Annotated in this window: 16 protein-coding genes and 1 tRNA gene; 6 read left to right on the top strand and 11 right to left on the bottom strand. The window is 67.7% G+C overall.

The window, feature by feature from the left end; translation table 11 throughout:
• The first annotated feature begins 30 nt into the window (after positions 1-30).
• Entirely contained in the window at positions 31-1,077 is a 1,047-nt protein-coding gene (locus AADH62_RS00370; protein ID WP_228179119.1) for an ATP-dependent DNA ligase, read from the top strand.
• Positions 1,078-1,118: 41 nt separating this feature from the next.
• Here AADH62_RS00370 and AADH62_RS00365 read toward each other — a convergent pair whose 3' ends face one another.
• The 10 genes from AADH62_RS00365 to AADH62_RS00320 form a co-directional block, all read right to left on the bottom strand.
• The gene (locus AADH62_RS00365; RefSeq protein WP_228179118.1) at positions 1,119-1,628 is read right to left on the bottom strand and encodes a nitroreductase family deazaflavin-dependent oxidoreductase; all 510 of its coding nucleotides are present in this window, start codon (positions 1,626-1,628) and stop codon (positions 1,119-1,121) included.
• On the bottom strand, positions 1,625-2,677 hold the full coding sequence (gene ligD / locus AADH62_RS00360) for a non-homologous end-joining DNA ligase (protein WP_341577767.1): 1,053 nt from the start codon (positions 2,675-2,677) through the stop codon (positions 1,625-1,627). The genes AADH62_RS00365 and ligD overlap by 4 nt, the downstream gene beginning before the upstream one ends.
• Positions 2,667-3,731, bottom strand: a complete 1,065-nt coding sequence (locus AADH62_RS00355; RefSeq protein ID WP_292726165.1) for an SseB family protein — start codon at positions 3,729-3,731, stop codon at positions 2,667-2,669. The genes ligD and AADH62_RS00355 overlap by 11 nt, the downstream gene beginning before the upstream one ends.
• A gap of 92 nt (positions 3,732-3,823) precedes the next feature.
• On the bottom strand, positions 3,824-5,407 hold the full coding sequence (locus AADH62_RS00350; protein WP_341577766.1) for an aspartate:alanine exchanger family transporter: 1,584 nt from the start codon (positions 5,405-5,407) through the stop codon (positions 3,824-3,826).
• A 144-nt stretch (positions 5,408-5,551) separates the two neighbouring features.
• Positions 5,552-7,942 (bottom strand): ATP-dependent helicase, encoded by a 2,391-nt coding sequence (locus tag AADH62_RS00345; RefSeq protein ID WP_341577765.1) that lies wholly within the window; start codon positions 7,940-7,942, stop codon positions 5,552-5,554.
• 147 nt (positions 7,943-8,089) lie between these two features.
• Positions 8,090-9,178 (bottom strand): peptidase C39 family protein, encoded by a 1,089-nt coding sequence (locus tag AADH62_RS00340; protein ID WP_341577764.1) that lies wholly within the window; start codon positions 9,176-9,178, stop codon positions 8,090-8,092.
• 1 nt (position 9,179) lies between these two features.
• On the bottom strand, positions 9,180-10,748 hold the full coding sequence (locus tag AADH62_RS00335; protein ID WP_341577763.1) for an ABC transporter ATP-binding protein: 1,569 nt from the start codon (positions 10,746-10,748) through the stop codon (positions 9,180-9,182).
• On the bottom strand, positions 10,745-11,602 hold the full coding sequence (locus tag AADH62_RS00330; protein ID WP_341577762.1) for an ABC transporter permease: 858 nt from the start codon (positions 11,600-11,602) through the stop codon (positions 10,745-10,747). Before AADH62_RS00330 ends, AADH62_RS00335 begins: the two co-directional genes overlap by 4 nt.
• On the bottom strand, positions 11,599-12,537 hold the full coding sequence (locus tag AADH62_RS00325) for an ABC transporter permease (protein WP_341577761.1): 939 nt from the start codon (positions 12,535-12,537) through the stop codon (positions 11,599-11,601). The genes AADH62_RS00330 and AADH62_RS00325 overlap by 4 nt, the downstream gene beginning before the upstream one ends.
• A gap of 76 nt (positions 12,538-12,613) precedes the next feature.
• Positions 12,614-15,283: an ABC transporter substrate-binding protein gene (locus tag AADH62_RS00320; protein ID WP_341577760.1), complete on the bottom strand. Its 2,670-nt coding sequence runs from the start codon at positions 15,281-15,283 to the stop codon at positions 12,614-12,616.
• Between the two features lie 110 nt (positions 15,284-15,393).
• On the opposite strand from AADH62_RS00320, the gene AADH62_RS00315 reads away from it, so the two are divergent.
• On the top strand, positions 15,394-16,101 hold the full coding sequence (locus AADH62_RS00315) for a DUF1684 domain-containing protein (protein ID WP_341577759.1): 708 nt from the start codon (positions 15,394-15,396) through the stop codon (positions 16,099-16,101).
• 218 nt (positions 16,102-16,319) lie between these two features.
• On the top strand, positions 16,320-16,736 hold the full coding sequence (locus AADH62_RS00310; protein ID WP_228179107.1) for a YccF domain-containing protein: 417 nt from the start codon (positions 16,320-16,322) through the stop codon (positions 16,734-16,736).
• A 10-nt stretch (positions 16,737-16,746) separates the two neighbouring features.
• On the opposite strand, the gene AADH62_RS00305 is transcribed toward AADH62_RS00310, so the two are convergent.
• Positions 16,747-17,163: a hypothetical protein gene (locus tag AADH62_RS00305; RefSeq protein WP_228179106.1), complete on the bottom strand. Its 417-nt coding sequence runs from the start codon at positions 17,161-17,163 to the stop codon at positions 16,747-16,749.
• A gap of 94 nt (positions 17,164-17,257) precedes the next feature.
• Here AADH62_RS00305 and AADH62_RS00300 point away from each other — a divergent pair, with 94 nt between their 5' ends.
• The 3 genes from AADH62_RS00300 (at position 17,258) to AADH62_RS00290 (ending at position 18,821) form a co-directional block, all read left to right on the top strand.
• Complete coding sequence (locus AADH62_RS00300; RefSeq protein ID WP_341577758.1) at positions 17,258-17,869, top strand: MerR family transcriptional regulator; 612 nt, start codon at positions 17,258-17,260, stop codon at positions 17,867-17,869.
• Between the two features lie 60 nt (positions 17,870-17,929).
• Positions 17,930-18,002, top strand: a tRNA-Met gene (locus AADH62_RS00295).
• Between the two features lie 33 nt (positions 18,003-18,035).
• A complete protein-coding gene (locus AADH62_RS00290) occupies positions 18,036-18,821 on the top strand; it encodes a nucleotidyltransferase domain-containing protein (RefSeq protein WP_341577757.1) in 786 nt (261 codons plus the stop codon).
• The last annotated feature ends 83 nt before the right edge of the window (positions 18,822-18,904 follow it).

The following is an 18,904-nucleotide window of genomic DNA, read 5'->3' as shown; positions in this document are numbered from 1 at the left end:
GCTACCCCCGACAGACAGGATGCTGACCGCATGCGCTATGCGATTCCCGAGCCGATGCTCGCGAAGTCCGTCGACCGCATCCCCGCGCCTGATGCGGTCGCCGGCGGTCTGAGCTTCGAACCGAAGTGGGACGGCTTCCGCGCGCTCGTGTCGTGGGACGGGACAGATGTCGAGATCGGCAGCCGCGGTGCGAAGCCGCTCACGCGCTACTTTCCCGAGCTCGTCGAGGCGTTTGCGCGGCTCCTTCCCGAACCGTGCCTGCTCGACGGCGAGATCGTGATCGCGCTGGGCGAGCCGGGCTCTCAGCGCCTGGACTGGGACGCGCTGACGCAGCGCATCCACCCCGCCGACTCGCGGGTGCGGATGCTGAGCGAGCAGACCCCCGCGATGTTCATCGCATTCGACATCCTGGCGCGCGGGAAGCGCGATCTGGCGAGCGAGCCGTTCCAGGCCCGGCGGGCTGAGCTCCTCGACCTGCTGCGCGACGTGCCGCATCCGGTGCACGTCACGCGCACGACTGACGACCCCGACCGGGCTGCTCGGTGGCTCGATGAATTCGAGGGGGCGGGCCTTGACGGCGTGGTCGCCAAGCCCCTCGCCCAGCCCTATGCGCCGGGCAAGCGGACGATGTTCAAGATCAAGCACGCGCGCACGGCGGATGTCGTCGCGCTCGGCTACCGGGTGCACAAGAGCGGGAGCGGGGTCGGCTCACTGCTTGTCGGTCTCTATACCGACGAGGGTCAGCTCGTCCAGGTCGGCGGGGTGGCAGCGTGGTCGGACAAGCGCAGACGGGAGCTCGTCGACGAGCTCGAACCGTTCGTCGAGCGCGACGAGGCCGGCGCCGCAGTGACCGGCGAGGGCGAGCGGTCTCGCTTTGCCTCGGGCAAGGATGTGTCGTTCGTGCAGCTGCGCCCCGAACTGGTGCTCGAGGTGCGCTACGACCAGCTCGAGAAGTGGCGTTTTCGCCACACCGTGCAGTTCGTGCGGTGGCGCGAGGATCGTGACCCGCGCTCGTGCACGTACGACCAACTCGAGACTGTCAGCGCGTACGACGTGGGCGCGGTGCTCGAAAGCTGACGGTCAGCGGCGCGGTTCGGCGCGCGGACTCAGCGGCGCGATCAGCGCGAAGGCGGGGTGAACTCGACCACGGGTATGGTCGTCTCTCCCCCGTTCAGCTCGTCCATCGCCCCCTTGAGGTGGTCCCAGGCATCCGGGTGCACCCGGGCATAGCGGGCAAGCACCGCCGCTGCGTCGCTCTCAGGCAGGATGCGGGCAGTAGCCGCCACGCCCTTCGAGCGACCGACCCAGAGCCGGGCAGCGGGGTTGGCCTGGAGGTTCTTGAGCCACTGTGCGCGCGAGCCGTGGCCGGAAGCGACGCGGAGCGCGTTCGTCTCGCGTTCGATCACCTCAAGCACGACGTAGCGCGGCTGGCCGCTCTTGCGGCCGATGTGCTCGACCATCACGAACCTGCCGCCGAACAACCAGCCAAGCCCCGCGCGAAACAGCGGAATCGGGGCGCGGACGATCCAGCGCGTGCGAAGCAGGCGCGCGGCCCACTGATCGATCGTCGACGTCGTCTCGGTGCCCGTCGTGTCGGTGCCCGTCGCGTCGGCAGTCTTGTCGGTCACTCGATTTCCTCCGTTTCGGGGTCGCTCGGGTCGGGTTTGCGTGCGCGGCTCGGCTGGACCCGCGGGGGTTCGCCGGGCATCTTCGGGAACTCGGGCGGGAAAGGCAGCTCACCGAGTCCGTCGGAAAGGTCTCTCTCCCACCACTCCAGCAGCGTGTCGATCCTGCCGCGTACCTCGCCGAACCGGGCCCAGGGGTCGCCCACCTCGGCCAGGCGCTCCGGCACGGTGCGCACAGTGAACGATGCCGGATCGACGGATGCCAGCTCCTCCCAGGTGATCGGGGTGGCAACAGTCGCGGCCGGCAGGGCTCGCGGACTGTAGGCCCCCGCCATCGTTCGGTCGCGATTTGCCTGGTTGAAGTCGATGAACACGCGCTGGCCGCGCTCTTCTTTCCACCACTTCGTGGTGACACGGTCCGGCATCCGTCGCTCCAGTTCGCGACCGGCGGCGATGACCGCGTGCCTGACGTCGAGGAACTCCCACTCCGGTTCGATCGGGCAGAACAGGTGGATGCCGCGGTTGCCGCTTGTTTTGATCCATGCCTCGAGCCCCGCCTCCGCGAGCACCTCACGGAGCGCGGGGGCGACGGCCGCGGCATCCGCGAAGTCGGTTCCGGGCTGCGGGTCGAGGTCGATGCGCAGTTCGACAGGGTTGTCGGTGTTCTCGGTGCGCGATGCCCAGGGATGGAAGACGACGGTGTTCATCTGTGCCGCCCAGACGACGGCGGCGGGCTCGGTGAGCACGATCTGCGGATGCCGACGCCCGCTGTTGTAGGTCACGGTGACGGTCTCGATGAACGACGGCGCGCCCTTGGGCGGGTTCTTCGAGAAGAACATCTCACCCTCGATCGAGTCGGGGTAGCGCTCAAGCGAGACGGGACGGTGGCCGTTGGCGGCGAGGAAGGGGCCTGCGACGGCGAGCAGGTACTCGGCCAGCTCGCGCTTGGTTATGCCGACCGCTGGCCACAGCACACGGTCAGGACTGGACAGCCCGACCTCCCGATCGCCGTCGGGGCCGGGGATGGTGAGGGTGATCCGGTCAGTCGCCATCGTCCGGGGCCTCGACCATCAGCGGGGCGAGGTGGTCTCGGTTCAGTCGAATCCAGGGACCGGCGGGGTCGATGAGGATGCCGGCGAGCTCGGGGTCTGCGCGAAGCGCCGCGCCCAGTTGCGCACCGGTGACGGGGGCGGGGCGGTCACCGCGCCCGAGTGCTGCGATCTCGATGGGGTGCGTAAACACTTCGATGAGGCGGTCGCCGTCGGCGGTACGGGCTTCGGCGACTCCGACCTGATCGGACCCTTCGGGCTTGTTCACCGCGATCCACAGGCGTGAGGAAGGGATGGCTGCCACCACCTCGTCGGGCGTGGACTCGGTGCGGCGGGCAGCGAGCAGCTTCTTGACGCTGAACTCGGGGTCGGCCTGCTCCATCATCTGAGCGATGAGGTCCCGAGAGAGCAGCGCCCTGGCAGGGGCGGATGCCGGGTCAATGATCAGTCCGGCGTAGGTGCCCGACAGCAGGAACCGCAGCACCGCCTGCGCGGGCTGCGCCATCGCCGAGGTGTCGGTCGCGCCGTCTGCGGCAAGGCTGGCACGCAAGGCCGCGACACCGCTGTAGGCAAGGACGTACTGCTTGTCACCGATCGTGGTGATCGCCAGCGGAATGTTCTCACCCTCGGCGAGCATTCGCTTGGCATCTCCCTTGACGCGCAGGAAGAGGTGTCCCTGCAGCAGCTGACGGGCAACCTGCAGGAGTTCCGCCGGCTCGGGTCGTTCGGGGAGCTTTGACAGCGCCGTCACCAGCGGGCCGTTGTCTTGGACGCTGGGCCGGGGCGGCGCTTCTGCGTCGTCATCGGCCGCCGTTTCTGCCGCGGCGTTCGCCGCGGGCGCGGGGGCCCCGAGGCCCTGGAACGACGACATCGAGATCCCGACCACCGCGTCGAAGTCTGGTTCGTCGTCAGCGACCGCCGAGGGCTGCGAGGCTGCCGGGTCGGCGTCGGATGCGGCGTTGGCGACTCCCGTGTCGTCAACGGATGTCGTGTCGTCGGAGGCGCCCTCGGGCGTCTCGGCAGGCGTTGCTGCGGGGCGTCGAGAGAACAGAGCCATGCTTCGAGGCTACCGACGTCGCGCGTGGATCAGGACCAGGGTTGTCACAGTTCGGGAAACGCGGTAAGCGTGGATGCCGTCTTCGGCCGGGACTACAGCAGCGTGAGCAGCTGGGCGAGCAGGATCTTCACGACCAGCGCCGTGGGATAGACGAGGCTGTAACCAAGGGCGACGCGGACGTCGTGGCCAGTGCGTTCCTGGGCGAAGGCGAGGATCGCACTGTTCGTCTGCGCGCCGGCGATGACACCCGACAGCTTCGTACCCCCCAGGTGCAGGATGTGCCGCACCAGCAGGTAGGTGCCGAACATCGCGAAGGATGTCACGACCAATCCGATCCCGACGAGCGCGACGATCTCTCCCGACGCGATCGCCTGCAGGATCTGCGATCCCGCCTTCGACCCGGCGTAGGCGAGGAAGATCAACAGGCCCAACTCGCCCAGCGCGGTGGCAGCGGCGTTGGGGATCGTCGTCACAAAGCGGCCGATCCGCCCGATCCTGCCCATCACGAGGCCGACAATCAGCGCTCCGGCTGCGGCTCCCAGCGACAGGTGCGATCCGCCCGGCAGCGGCACTTCGATGAGGCCGAGCAGCATGCCCGCGGCGATACCGAGGCCGAGAGCCACGGGGTTCAGGTCGGCCATGCCGCGTTCAGAGTCGCCGAGAAAGGCCGTGACCGCGGGCAGCTGGTCGCGGGGAGCGACAACACGAAGCCGGTCGCCCTGGTGCAGCACGAAGTCGGGGGTCCCGAGGAACTCGACATCCCCGCGCCGCACCCGCACGATCGTCGCACCGAAGCGCTCGGCGACACCGAGCTGCGCGATCGTGCGTCCCGACCAGCGCGAGTCCGACAGGATGATCCGCCGGTAGTCCAGTCGGCTGCGGTCGTGCGTGATGTTGAGCGTCGACGGATGCCCCAGTTCCTCGGTGACGGCTGCCACGACCCGCTCCGGGCCGACCACATTGATGATTGCGCCCTTCTCGAGCACCGTGTCGGGACCCACGACGACGACCTCTCCGTCGGGGCGACGCAGGCGCGAGACCAGCACCCGGCCGCCGTGCCGCCGCGTGAGGTCGGTCATCGTGGGGGTGCTGTCGGTGTCGATGCGGATGACGAGGTCGACGATCCGTGGTGGTGCGTCAGCGTCTGTGCGACTGTGGCGAAGCGCGAGTACGACGGCTCCCATCGCCCCGATGACGCCGAAGATGTAGGTGCTCGCGTACCCGACTGTCGCTGCTGGGCTGCCCCCGGTAGCAGCGAGGGCGGGTGTGCTCGTGACCGAGCCGGCGTACGCACCGGCGATCGTTTCCGGCGACAGGTCCAGCATCGTCCCCAGGCCCAGCGTCAGGGCTGCCGCAGCGATCATGATGGCTGAGACGAGCAGCAGCATCCAATACGAGGTGCGAAGCGCGTTCACGAACCCCGGCCCTGCGATGACGCCGATACTGAAGGCGAAGAGCACCAGACCGAAGTCGCCGACGTACGAGGGCACCTCAATCGTGACGCCCTGGGAGACGCCCCAGGCGGTGAGCGCGATCATCGTGAAGAGCACGGCTACGGCGCCGAGCGACATCCCCCACAACCGGATGCGGCCGATCGCCGCGCCGATACCCGTGACCAGGAACAGCACGAGCACCGGGTGATCGGCGAGCACAGTGAGGACTGACGCGAGGGTCATGGGCCTCCTTCTGCCAGCGGGCCTGACCTTCTGTGGGCCCTGGGCGCCGGTGCACCCTCGCTCACGCCGTCATCGCGATCGTACGCGCGCCCACGGGTGGCGCTCAGGGGCGAAAGTCCTGGCGCCCCCTCCCAGACGCGACCCTCAGAGCTTTTCGATCGGGGCGATCTTGATCAGGAGCTTCTTGGCGCCCGCGCTATCGAAACGAACATGCGCGACGCGCTTCGCGCCCTCGCCGGTGACAGCATCCACTCGACCCTCGCCGAAGTCGTCGTGACGGATGCGATCTCCTGGCGCGAGCTCCATGTCGCCGTTGTCGCGCACCTTGGCCGGGATGCGGTTGGCGAACTTGTCGATCGATGTCGACTTCGGCACGAGCGCGTCTCCGTAGCGGCCCGAGCCCCCGAAACCACCGCCGCCCGAGCCGCCCCGCCCTGGCCGCGCATTGAGGGCGCGGGACTGGGAACCCCCACGGGAGTTCACATCACCCGGGGACTGGCGCCAATCGATGAGCGTCGCAGGGATCTCTTGCAGGAACCGGCTGGGCATCGCTACCGACACTTCGCCGAACTGCGCTCGGGTCATCGCGAGCGTGAGATAGAGCCGCGCTCGAGCACGCGTGACGCCGACGTAGAACAAGCGCCGCTCTTCCTGCGGTCCGCCCGGTTCCCCGGCCGAGATGCGGTGCGGGATGAGATCCTCTTCGACGCCCGTGATGAACACGGTGTCGTACTCCAGCCCCTTCGCCGTGTGCATCGTCATGAGAGACACGGACCCGCTCGCATCGTCGAGGTCGTCGGCATCCGCGACGAGGGCGACCTCGGTGAGGAAGTCGATGATCGTGCCGTCGGGGTTGTTGCGGGCGAACTCGCGTGTGACGGCGACGAGTTCGTCGAGGTTCTCGACGCGCGCTTCATCCTGCGGATCGCGGGAGGCGCGCAGCGCGTCGAGGTAACCCGACTTGTTCAGAAGCAGCTGAAGCCCTTCGGCCACCGTGGTGGGCGGCGGGAGCTCACCGGAGGACGGGAGCATCAGGGCGCTCGCCTCAGCGAGAACGGAATCCAACTGCGCGATCGCGGCTTGGATCTTGGGGCCGACGCCGAGGGCCGACGCGTTGGCGAGCGCATCGCGGAACGTGATCTGCTGGTCCGCCGCGTAGCGGGCGATGGCCGTCTCGGTGACGTCGCCGATGCCGCGCCGCGGCTTGTTCAGGATGCGGCGCACCGCCATCTCGTCGGCGGGGTTTGCGACGGCGACGAGGTACGCGAGGGCATCCTTGATCTCGGCTCGTTCGTAGAACTTCGTGCCACCCATGATCTTGTAGGGCACCGCCGAACGGATGAAGATCTCTTCCAGTGCACGGGACTGCGAGTTCGTGCGGTAGAAGACCGCCATCTGGCCGTACTCGACGCCGCGATGGTGGAGAGCTTCGATCTCGTCGGCGACGAACTGGGCCTCGTCGTGCTGAGAGTAGCCGGTGAAGCCCACGATGGGATCGCCGGCGCCGACATCGGTCCAGAGCTTTTTCTCTTTGCGGTCGAAGTTGTTGCCGATGACGGCATTCGCTGCCGAGAGGATGTTCTGCGTCGATCGGTAGTTCTGCTCCAGCAGCACCACCTTCGCACCCGGGAAGTCGCGCTCAAACTCACTGATATTGCGGATGTCGGCGCCGCGGAAAGCGTAGATCGACTGGTCGGAGTCGCCGACGACGGTGAGCGAGGCACCCTCGAGCTCGGGAGCTTCGTCGGGTTCGAAAATCATCATTCCGCCAACGGAATACGGCTCGGCCGCGGCCCCGGTGACGGGGCGGGTGAGTTCGTGGATGAGCGCGTACTGGGCGTGGTTGGTGTCCTGGTACTCGTCGACCAGGACGTGGCGGAAGCGCCGGCGGTAGACATCCGCCACCCGGGGGAACGCGCGGAACAGATAGACGGTCTGGGCGATCAGGTCGTCGAAATCGAACGCATTGGCACGCTGCAGAGCTCGCTGATAGTCGCCGAAGATCTCCACGAACAACCGCTCGGCGGGGTCGTTCATGTTGGCCTGTCGGGCAAAGGACTCGGCATCCGCGAGTTCGTTCTTGAGCTTGGAGATCCGCCCCTGCACACCGGCGGGGGTCAGCCCGAGTGCGTCGGCTTCGTACTCTTTGACGAGGCGCTTGATGAGCGCGCGGGAGTCGCCCGAGTCGTAGATCGTGAAGGCCTTCGTGAAGCCGAACTGCTCGGCCTCGCGCCGCAGGATCCGCACACACGCCGAGTGGAACGTCGAGATCCACATGCCGCGTCCGCGTTCCCCGACGAGCTGCTCGACGCGCTCGCGCATCTCACCGGCCGCTTTGTTGGTGAACGTGATCGCGAGAATCTGGCTGGGGTAGGCCTCGCCGCTGCGCAGCAGCGACGCGATCCGGTGGGTGAGCACGCGAGTTTTTCCCGACCCCGCGCCCGCGACGATCAACAGCGCCGGGCCACGGTATAGCACCGCCTCACGCTGCGGCGGATTCAGGCCGGTCAGAAGCTCGTCATCCACCACATCCATAACCCCGCAAGTCTATTCGCGACCCCGGACATCCGCCCCGGCTCCGCGCAGCCCCGCGGGTGACGGTCTCGATTGCAGGATCAGATGGCTTTCGACGCCGCTCGCGGCAGCCAAAGCCGCCATTCCTCCTGCAATCGGGCCGTCGACTCAGCGCGGCGACAGGAAGATGACGCCGCGATAGCCGTCGGGACCCCAGGCGACGAGTCGCTCCAGGTCATCGACGTGGATCGGAAGGTCATGCGTATCGACCCAGGTCTCCCCCGTCGCCGTGTTCACCCACGGGTCCTCGACGATCACGTAGGGCCCGGCCGCAGCGTGGGCAACGATCCAGTGAGGGCCGGGGTCGGCGTGCATCGGCGCCTCGTCGATGAGAAGCAGGGCCTGCTCGCCCGCGGCCACCCGCGCCGCAACCTCGGTCATCGCAATGCGTGCGGTGCCGATCGGGATGCCGAGATCTGCCGCGCGCTTGCGCGACTCCTGCTGCAACTCCGCACGGAAGTCGTAGTCGAAGCCGGCGAACTCCTCGAGCAGAACGGGGCCTGGGTGGTCCAGTGTCACCTCAACCGCGCCGCGAGGGCCGACATGCTCCTGCACCGTGACGGCCAGCCCGATCGGTTCGCACGCCGGATAGTTGCTGGCACGACGCCAGAAGTCGATCTCGAGATCACGATCGGACACACTCTGGCCCGCGAACCCGGGGCTGCCGAAGCGCTCGGCGGCGATGAGGCCAGCCACCGCCCCACAGGTGAAGAGCGTCGTCTGCCCGTAGTACCCGGGCTCCGCGTGCTCGATCGGAACCAGCCACCGCACGAGGCCGTTGGCACCCTCGGTCCCCACGGCTCCCCACGGGGCGCGCAGGGGCGTGAAGCCGTGTGCCGAAGCTGACTCGGGAGCGGCAGCGCCCTCAGAAACCTCCCACTTCACGGCGGCATCGCCGCGCTCTGCCGCAGCGGTGATCACGCGCGTGATGAGGCGATCGGCGGCGTCATCCGGGGCGTCCGGCGAGGTCCAGAGGTCGATGATCTTCGTCGCGGCCGTTGCGGGACGACCCGAGGTGAGGGCGGCAGCCAGGATGCCGGAACCGTGCCCGAGCGTGTGCACAGTCGGGCGGTACCCGGCGCGCTCGATGCGCCAGTGCGCGGCGCGCTCATCACCCAGAGCGTCAGCGAGGCCGGCATCCAGAACCGCGGTGACAGCGTCTGCGCCGTCCGCGAGCACCGGTTCGATCGATTGCACGTCAGTCTTCTCTCTCGCCGGTACGCACCGACGTGTTTTCGCGGTGCGCGGCAGCAACCAGCATCCGGGTGTATTCGTGGCGAGGCTCGGTGAGCACCTGTTCGCACGGTCCGCTCTCGATCACGCGGCCGTCCCAGAGCACAGTGACCGAGTCGGCGAGCAGTCGCACGACTGCCAGGTCGTGCGAGATGAACAGCAGCGAAATGCCGAGGTCGTCGCGGAGCGCCGTCAACAGCGTCAGGATCTGGGCTTGCACCGAGACATCGAGCGCTGAGACCGACTCGTCGCAAATGAGCAGCCTCGGCCTCGGCGCCAGGGCGCGCGCGATGGCGACGCGTTGCCGCTGGCCGCCCGACAGCTCGGCCGGTCGCTTGCCGGCGAAGTCGGTGGGAAGCCCGACGGTCTCGAGCAGCACGGCGACATCGGATGCCGGGCGGTGTGCGACCGCGAGCGCCTCTCGAAGGATCGACCCGATCGACATCATGGGGTTCAGCGACGAGTACGGGTCTTGGAACACGATCTGCATCTGCGCGGGTGTGCGCGAGCGGCGTCCTGGGGTTAGGTCTGTGCCGCCAAAGGAGATGACTCCGCCGTCTTCGCGCTCGAGCCCCGCGATGCAGCGAGCGAGCGTCGACTTGCCCGACCCGGACTCTCCGACCACGCCGACGATTTCGCCTTCGCCGATGCGCAGGTCGACACCATCCAGCACGGTGCGCTGCCCGAAGTGCTTCGTCACGCCCGTTGCCTGCACGAGGGTCGGAGTCTCCTCGACGGCAGGTGCCGGAGCTTCACGCGGCGGGGCGAGGACGGGGTCCGCGTCGATGAGCGCGCGAGTGTACGGATGCTTCGGAGCAGACAGCACGTCACCGGTCGCGCCACGCTCGACGATGACGCCATGCTGCATCACGAGCACATCGTCGGTGCGGCCGCGCACGAGACCGAGGTCGTGCGAGATGAGAATCACCGACAGGTCTCGACGTGCCTGGACCGCACGCAGGAGGTCGAGGATCTCCGCTTGGTTCGAGGCGTCGAGGGCCGTGGTCGGCTCATCGGCGATGAGGAGTTTCGGATCGGCGGCGAGCGCTGCCGCGATAGCGACCCGCTGCCGCATCCCACCCGAGAGCTGATGCGGGAAGGCCCGCGCGACGCGTTCGGGAAGCTTCACCTCAGCCAGCCGCGCGGCGACCTCGCGGGTGAGTTCGGATGCCGCGATCCGCCGGTCGGATGCGGCCCGCAGCGTCCACGCGATCTGATCGCCGCACCGGTGCACCGGTGAGAGGCTCGTGAACGGGTCCTGCAACAGCAGCGCGACGGTGGAGCCGCGCACCGACGTCCATGCGGCGGGTGCGGCATCCAGGGCTAGCGTGGTGTCACCGACGACGGCCGTTCCCGCGGCGCGGAAGCCACGGGGCAGGAGGCCGATGAGACTCTTCGCGCTGAGGGTCTTGCCCGATCCGGACTCTCCGATGATGGCCAGGGTCCGGCCCGCAGCGATGGTCGCGTCGAACGGTTCGACCATGACGCCCTGTGGTCCGCGCACCGTGAGCCCCAGAATCTGCACGCCGGTCATGCCTCTTCTCCTACCTGCGAGAGGCGCTGCCCGACCCAGTCACCGACGAGGTTCACGGCGCACGCGACGAGGATGATCAACGCCGCAGGCACGAGGACGGCCGCGGGATTGTCGAACATGATCGCCCGGTTGTCGGTGAGCTGCCGGCCCCAGTCGGCCGTCCCGGGCGGGACGCCGACGCCGAGGAACGACAGCGACGAGAACGCGACGATCGCGAAGGCGACGTTGAGCATCGCGTTCGTGATCACCAGGGTCGACACGTTCGGCAGGATGTGGCGGAACATCACGCGCCACCGTGAGAGTGAGAGCATCTGGGCCGCTTCGATGTAGGGCCGGGCCGACTGCTCGAGCACGCCGGCACGCACGATCCGGATGTCGGAGGGCGAGAACAGCGCGATCAGCAACACCACCGTGACCCAGTACCCGCCCCCGAACACACCGGCGACGACGATCGCGGCCAGCAGCACCGGAAGTGCCAGCAGCAGGTCGGTCCAGCGGCTGATGAAGAAGTCGAGCCAGCCGCGTTCGTAACCCGCGAGCGTGCCGAGCAGGATGCCCAGCAACATCGATCCGAGCGCGACACACACCGGTCCGACCAGGGCCGACGCGGTGCCCGCGACCGTCATGGCGAACACGTCGCGGCCGAGCTCGTCGGTGCCGAGGAGATGCCCGTCCTGGCCCGGCGCCAGGAGCGCGGAGAGGATGTCTTGACGCATCGCATCGGGGAACAGCAGCGGGCCGAGGACGGCCGCCAGCACGACGAGAGCAATGAGGCCCACCGACAGGATGATGAGAATCGGCATCCGCCTGCGCCGGCGGGTCGGCGATGTCATGAGTTCGATGGCCGCGGTCATGCGGACGCCCCCCGTTCGCGTACCCGCGGGTCGAGCAGGATGTAGGCGATGTCGGCCAGGAGCGCGATCACCGCGATGACGATCGCGACCAGGAGTGTGAGCGACTGTACGACGGCGATGTCCTTGAACAGCACGGAGTCCTGCAGCAGGGTGCCCAGGCCCGGCAGCGCGAAGGTTGTCTCGGCCAGCACCGTTCCGCCGACCAGGAAGGTCAGCACCAGGCTCGCGCCGGTCACGATCGGGATCGCCGCGTTGCGCAGCGCGATGCGCTGGACGCTGCGCTCCGACAGGCCGCGAGCGCGCGCTGAGGTGACATAGTCGGCCTCGAGTTCTCGGAGCATCGCGGTGCGCGTCAGTTTCAGGATGATGGCGCCGAGGCCCAGGGCGAGGGTGATCGCGGGGAGCACGAGGTGCCAGAGTGTGTCGAGCCCGCCCGAGCCTGCCCCGTAGACCGGGAAGACCGGAAGGTAGTAAGCGAAGACGTAGAGGAGCAGCAGACCGACGGCGAACGTGGGTGCGCTGAGTCCGACGACCGCGAGGGCGCTGGCTGTGCGGTCGGATGCCCCGCCTGCCCGCACGGCGCTGCGCACCCCGAGCGGGATGGCCACCACGAGCGCGATGACGAACGCGATCCCGCAGAGTGCCGCGGTGAGCCCGACGCGGGAGGAGATCGCGTCGGCAACGGACGTCTGCAACCGGATCGACTCGCCGAGGTCCCCGGTGACGAAACCGCCGAGCCAGCGCACGTACTGCACGAGGAACGGGTCATCGAGGTGGTACTGGGCGCGGATGGCTGCCACCGCATCCGGTGAGGACGGCCGGTTGCCGAGCAGGTTCTTCACGATGTCGCCCGGCGCCAAATACATCAGCGAGAAGACGATGAAGGAGAGAACCAGCAGCACGCCGAGCATGCCGAGCACGCGCACCGCGAGCATGCGGCCAAGCGGCCGTGATCGCGGGGCGCGTGCCCGGAGGGGTGAACCTGTTGTCACAGTGGTGGTTCGGTCGGTGTTACTGCGCCGCGCGGTAGAGCTGCGTCGGCCACGACGAGATGAACGCAAACGAGCTGTAGTCGTTCATCCCGAGGTCGTTGGCGAACGCGGTGGCGGACTGACCCCACCAGAGCGGGATGTTCACGGCATCCTCGGCCTGCAGCGTTTCGGCCTCGATGAGCAGGTCAATGCGGGCGCTGCGGTCGGATTCTGCGCCCACCTCCGACAGGAGCGACATGATCTCGGGGTTGTCGTACGCGGCGGGGTTGCCGGCGCCCAGCAGGTAGCTGGGGATCTCGGCGGGGTCGCCGAGCGTCGAGAAGTACCACATCATGTTCAGGCCGTAGTCGCTGGAGGCATCCAGGCTCGCAAGCCACTCCTCGATCGGCACTTCGCGAACGTTCAGCGTGATGCCGATCTCGGCGAGGTTCTGCGACAGCGCCTGCGCCGCAGTGCCAAGCTGCGGGCCGGTGTTCGGGGTGAGGATCTCGGTCTCAAACCCGTCGGGGTAGCCCGACTCTGCGAGTGCCGCCTTGGCAGCATCCAGGTCGTAGTCCCACTGCGGGATCTCGGCGAGCTTCTCGCGGGCGACATCCGGGGAGTACACGGCAGCGAGCGACTCGGGGGTCATGATCGCGGTGGCAGCTTCACCGTGCCCGCGCAGCAGCTTGTCGACGTAGGCGTCGCGGTCGACGGCGTGTGCGATGGCCTCGCGCACCTTGGGGTCATCGAACGGGGCGACCGACGTGTTGAAGTAGAGCCCGACGTACGACAGGTCATTGATGTAGTCGACGCGCATCGTGTCGAGGTTCTCCCACTGCGTGGACTGGGCCAGCGGCACGTTGAACGCTACGTCGATGTCACCAGACTGCGCCGCGAGGAGCCTTGTCGACTCGTCAGGAATGAAGTTGACCGTGATGCTCTTGACCTTGGGCTCTTCGCCCCACCACGTGTCGGTGCGCTCGAAGGTGACGTGAGAGTCGGGTGCGAACTCGGTGACCTTGTACGGGCCGGTTCCCATCAGCAGCGAGGATGCCGTCCCGACGTTTCCGTCGTTTGCCTCCCAGAACGCCTTCGACGTGATGAAAGCGGCGCCACCGGTGCTCATGTTCTTGGCGAACGCGGCATCCGGCTCGGTGAGGGTGACAGTCACCTCGCTGTCGCCGGTCTTCTCGACCGACTCGACGTTGGTCATGTAATAGGCGAGGCCGGGCGAGGTGGTCTCGTCGCGAGCCTCGTTGAGGCTGAAGACGACGTCGTCGGCGGTGACCGGGGTGCCGTCCTGGAACATCGCGTCATCGCGAAGCTCGTAGACGTAGGTGACGTCGTCCGGCTGCGACCACGATTCGGCGAGGGCCGGCTGGATGGCACCGTCAGCGTCGATCGCGACGAGACCTTCCTGCGCGATCGAGGCGATGTAGTAGTTCAGGATGCCGGACTCCTGCCCGACGTAGAGGTTGGAGAGCGAACCGGGCAGGGCCACGGTGATGCTGTCGATCTGCTCGCCACTGTCGGCCAGGGCAGTGCTCGCCGACGGCGCCGGGTCGCCGCTGCACGCGGTGAGCAGAAGTGCTCCCGCAGCGACGACGGCGCCCGCCTGGGCGAGACGGGCGGTGGACGGGAAGGGCATGGGACTCTCCTCTGTGGGTGCGGTTCGGGTGGGGTAGGTCGTGCGTGACGAACTGAATCGGGCACGATGGCTTGCGCTGCGGCGCCTCGCATCGAGAATGACCTCGACATCGACGGGCGACGGGCGAAGCGAGGCGAGCACACGAAGCGCGGCCTCGACGGCGGGGATCGTCGCAGCCTCGACGAGGACCGTCGCGGCTGCGCGGCGGGTGACTGCCGGAGCCAGCCCCCACACCCGCACGCCATCGGGAAGATCGATGCCCGCCAGCGCACTTTCGGCAACGAAGGTCGTGCCGACGCGGTGGCGGGCGAGAGCGACAGCTGCCGCAGCATTCGAGACCTGCATGTCGTCTCCGGCCCGCGGACGCTCGAGTCGCCCGCCGAGCAGGTCACCCGGCGATCCGTCGCCGCGAATCCACATCTCGTCGGCCAGCAGCGCGGGATCGATGCGCCCACCGACGGGAGCCAGGTCCGCGGTGCTCACCGCGACGATCTCTTCGGCGAACAGGAACGTCGAGCGCATACCGCTGCGCCTGGTGATCGCGTGGCGCTCGCCGCTGACGGCAAGAGTGAGGGTCACCGCGATGTCAGCGCGGCCGTCCTGCACCAGAGCGAGGGCAGCCGCATTATCGGATGCCTCCACGAACGAAGCATCGATCTCGGGCTGCTGCGCGGCGAGGCGTCCGAGGGCCGGCGCGACGACCGTGGCTACCGCGTCGGCGGAGGCTGCGATCCGGACGAGATCAGCTCGACGCCCCAGCATCCTCGCCAGCTCCGTAGCTGCCGCCGTCAGGCTCGCGTCGATCCGGGGCGCGTGCTGAGCAAGCAGCGCACCGGTCGGGGTCAGGCGCGCAGCGCGCGCGGTGCGGACAACGAGTGCGACCCCGAGGCGAGCCTCGAGCCGCTGCACGTGCTGCGTGATCGTCGGCTGCGAATAGCCGAGGGATCGTGCCGCTGCACTGATCGAACCCGTCTGATCGATCGCGACGAGGATGCGCAGGGAGTGGACATCGAGCGCACGGGTGAGCGCGTCGATGTCGATGTCACCTCGTTGATCCATAGCGAGATGCTATCTATCACTACGTTTCGATGGTGTAACAATATGTTTCTTACGGCTTATGCCCGCCACGATGGTGCTGTGGTGAACTCCCCCGAGACGGAAGGCAGACCATGACAACAACCGAGCACTGGCGTGCGCACCGCGACGCCGTGGTCTGGTCGCCCGGCGGAATCGCGACCCTCTCTGCCACACACTGGCTCGACCCGACTCCTCGCTCCTTCGATAGCGTTCCCGGCACCTGGCACGCAGCGGACGGACGGGCCATCGGCTCACTCCCGTCAGGACTGGTCAGCCTCGCCCCCGGCGAGCGCTGGGAATCCGGAGGCCTCGAGCTTCGCGGCTTCGAACGTGACGGCGCGGTTGCCGTGCGCGTGTACGACCCGGCTGCACCCGCGACGCGAGGGATCTCACGAATCGAACGTTGGCCGGTCGATGACCTGATGCGAGTCGTCGCCCGACTGGAACCCACACCCCACCGCGACGTGCCCACCGAGGCCGTCGACGGATATCGAAGTACCGATGATTTCGAGGGTGTCATCGAGCTGGTGCTTCCGGAAGGAGATGTTTCGCTGTGCGTGCAGCTGCTCGATGACGGCTCCCTGTTCGCTGCGTTCTCCGACGCCACGAGCGGGAACGACAGCTACCGATTCCGGTTCCTCCGAATGCCGGCACCGGAGCCGGACGGATCGGTCACCGTTGACCTGAACCGCGCCTACCTGCCGCCATGCGCGTTCTCAGATGCCTACGTGTGCGTCTTTCCACCGCCCACCAACCGCTGGACCGTACCGGTTCGCGCCGGCGAGCGCCTCGTGCGCTGACCCGGTGGCGTCATCGATCGATAATCCGATCCAGCGCCGAGAATCCGAACGGGAGCCGTGCGATTCGGCGCCCGATCGGATTCTCGAGGAACGGTTGCAGCCTCAGAGCAGGCGGCGGGCGGACGCCCAGGCCGTCAACTCGTAGCGCCCCCGCTCCAGGTCGGACCCCTCTGCCGGGTCCCACCTCATGCACAGGAGCACCGCCCAGAATGGATGCCATGCGAACCCTCCTGAACATCATCTGGCTCGTCCTGTCGGGGTTCTGGCTGTTCCTCGGCTACATGCTGGCGGGCGTCATCCTGTGCGTCCTCATCGTCACGATCCCGTGGGGTATCGCGTCATTCCGGATCGGGGTGTACACGCTCTGGCCCTTCGGGCGCGAGGTCGTCGATCACCCGCGTTCGGGAGTGTTCTCGTTCCTCGGAAACGTCGTGTGGGTCATCCTCGCCGGCTGGTGGCTCGCGATCGGGCACATCCTCTCGGGCCTCGCGCTGTGCATCACGATCATCGGCATCCCGCTCGGGATCGCGAACTTCAAGCTCGTTCCTGTCTCGCTCATGCCGCTGGGCAAAGAGATCGTCGAGAAGCGGCGCGGCGGTCAGTTCGACCGGGCCGCCGACTCCGTGGCCCGCTGACCTCGGGAGTTCAGCCGAGCGCCGCGACACCGGCAGCGATGACGGATGCTCCGACCACCGCGAGCGAGAATGCGAGCACGACGACGCCGGTCCACAGCAGCGCCATCGCCCGCCCGGGCTTCTGCGGATCGCGACCGATCACCGACAGGAAGAACCCCGCCGGAACCAGGATCGCCGAGGCGAGAACGCCGACCGCTCCCCACTCCCACCCTCCCGCAACTCCTGCGGATGCCTGTGCGAGCGCACACACGATCCCGAGGATGACGAGCACCCCGGCGTGCGCGTGACCTGCCCGGAAGAACGTCTTCTGTAGTCCGTTGAACGGGTAGCCTCCGGTCGTGGCGCGCAGCACGAACGTGCCGCCATAGGCGATGGTGATGACCGTCAGCAGGGTGGCGCCGACGACGATAGACAGGATCGGGGACATGGATGCTCCGCTTCGACTCTCCGCGCCGCCGGCGCGTATTGGATAGTGCCGCTACCCAATATAAGATAGTGTCACTATCCAAGCAAGGAGCATCGTGCGCATCTCCGAACTCTCCGAGCGAAGCGGCATCCCCGTCGCCTCGATCAAGTTCTACATCCGCGAAGGGATGCTGCCGCGCGGCGCCGCGACGTCGGCAACCCGTGCCGAGTATGGCGACGAGCACCTGGCCCGCCTGCGCGTCATCCAGGCACTCAGTGACGTTCGGGCGCTGCCGCTCGCGCGGGTGAAGGAGATTCTGGCCCTCATCGATGAGCCCGACGAGACGCCGTACGCGACGCTCGGAAGGGCCGTGAGTGCCTTGCCGCCGTACGCCGACGAGACGAGCACCGACCGTGCCCGCGAGACCATCGCACTGCTGGGTCTGACGTACGACGAGCGTTTCGCCGCCGTTGCACAGCTCGAGGCGGCGATCCGCGGCATCGAGGCTGCGGGCCTTGCCTGGGATGCCGAGACCGCCGCCCGCTACGCCGGACCGCTGCTGCAGATCGCGGCGGCCGAGCTCGCGCCGCTGGCAGAGCTCAGCGAGAGCGAGCAGGTCTCGTACGCCGTGCTCGGCACCGCGATGTACGAACCCGCCATCCTGGCCCTGCGCCGGCTCGCACACCAGCATCTGCTCGCCACCCGCGAGACGGATGACGACATGTGACGTCACGGTCAGAAACAGAGCAGCCGCACGTCAGGGGTCGCGGCTAGCGTTGAGCCCTATCGCGGCGGACCGGATGGTTCCGGGCACCGGTTCATACCCGGTCGCGCAGCGGGTTCGACTCCCGTCGTCGCGTCAAGGCAGGCTCACTGACACGTAGGGTCGAGCCGTGCGCGCAATCCCGCCGAGCCTCGATCCGACCGTCGTCTCCGAGATCGACGATCGCCTGACAGCCGTCGCATCCGATCACGGTGTGCGCATCCCGTGGGCGATCGAGAGCGGCAGCCGCGCGTGGGGCTTCCCGTCGCCCGATAGCGACTACGACTGTCGCTTCATTTTCGTGCGGTCCCGGGACCGCTACCTCTCGCTGTGGCCCGAGCGGGATGTCATCGAGACGCCTCTGGATGCGGTTTTCGACGTGAACGGCTGGGATCTGGCGAAGACCGTGCGGCTGATCACGAAGGGCAATGCCACCGCGATCGAGTGGCTGCGGTCTCCGATCATCTACTCCGGCGATCCCGGCTTCCGCGATCGACTGTTGACACTGGCCCTGGCAACCGCCGAACGCTCCAGCATCAGACGCCACTATCGCCACGTCGCGCTTCAGCAGCGCTCGGGCGAGCCATCGCTGAAGCGCTTCTTCTACGTTCTCCGCCCCGCGGCAGCGTTGCGGTGGCTCGCCGTCCACCCCGACGAGGCGGCGCCACCCATGGATCTGCCCACACTGCTCTCGGAGGGCGACGTCAATGCCGGCATCCGGGATGCTGCGAGAGATCTCATCGCACTGAAGGCGCAAACGCGGGAGCTGGGCTCGGGTGACCCACCGGAGATCCTGCAGCGGTTCGTCACGGAGCAGCTCGACGAATCTGAGCGATTCGAGACGATGACACCGACCCGCGACGTTGCGGAGTCACGGGCGATCGCCGACGAATTCTTCCGGGCAGAAGTCGGCTGAGTCGCGGCATCCGTCACAGAGCTGATCTGCACGCGGCACCGGATGCAACGATGGACGCACTCGCGGACATTCCATGATGTGAC

Source organism: Microbacterium schleiferi, assembly GCF_038150145.1.
Classification (GTDB): domain Bacteria; phylum Actinomycetota; class Actinomycetes; order Actinomycetales; family Microbacteriaceae; genus Microbacterium; species Microbacterium schleiferi_B.
Note: the sequence above shows the minus strand (reverse complement) of the source record. Positions and strands in the feature narration are given on the sequence as shown.

Bases quoted from the DNA above. Each gene is read 5' to 3' on its own strand.
- AADH62_RS00370 (WP_228179119.1), top strand. From the start codon at position 31: ATGCGCTATGCGATTCCCGAGCCGATGCTCGCGAAGTCCGTCGACCGC.
- ligD (WP_341577767.1), bottom strand. From the start codon at position 2,677: ATGGCGACTGACCGGATCACCCTCACCATCCCCGGCCCCGACGGCGAT.
- AADH62_RS00355 (WP_292726165.1), bottom strand. From the start codon at position 3,731: ATGGCTCTGTTCTCTCGACGCCCCGCAGCAACGCCTGCCGAGACGCCC.
- AADH62_RS00350 (WP_341577766.1), bottom strand. From the start codon at position 5,407: ATGACCCTCGCGTCAGTCCTCACTGTGCTCGCCGATCACCCGGTGCTC.
- AADH62_RS00345 (WP_341577765.1), bottom strand. From the start codon at position 7,942: ATGGATGTGGTGGATGACGAGCTTCTGACCGGCCTGAATCCGCCGCAG.
- AADH62_RS00335 (WP_341577763.1), bottom strand. From the start codon at position 10,748: ATGACCGGCGTGCAGATTCTGGGGCTCACGGTGCGCGGACCACAGGGC.
- AADH62_RS00330 (WP_341577762.1), bottom strand. From the start codon at position 11,602: ATGACCGCGGCCATCGAACTCATGACATCGCCGACCCGCCGGCGCAGG.
- AADH62_RS00325 (WP_341577761.1), bottom strand. From the start codon at position 12,537: ATGCTCGCGGTGCGCGTGCTCGGCATGCTCGGCGTGCTGCTGGTTCTC.
- AADH62_RS00320 (WP_341577760.1), bottom strand. From the start codon at position 15,283: ATGGATCAACGAGGTGACATCGACATCGACGCGCTCACCCGTGCGCTC.
- AADH62_RS00315 (WP_341577759.1), top strand. From the start codon at position 15,394: ATGACAACAACCGAGCACTGGCGTGCGCACCGCGACGCCGTGGTCTGG.
- AADH62_RS00310 (WP_228179107.1), top strand. From the start codon at position 16,320: ATGCGAACCCTCCTGAACATCATCTGGCTCGTCCTGTCGGGGTTCTGG.
- AADH62_RS00305 (WP_228179106.1), bottom strand. From the start codon at position 17,163: ATGTCCCCGATCCTGTCTATCGTCGTCGGCGCCACCCTGCTGACGGTC.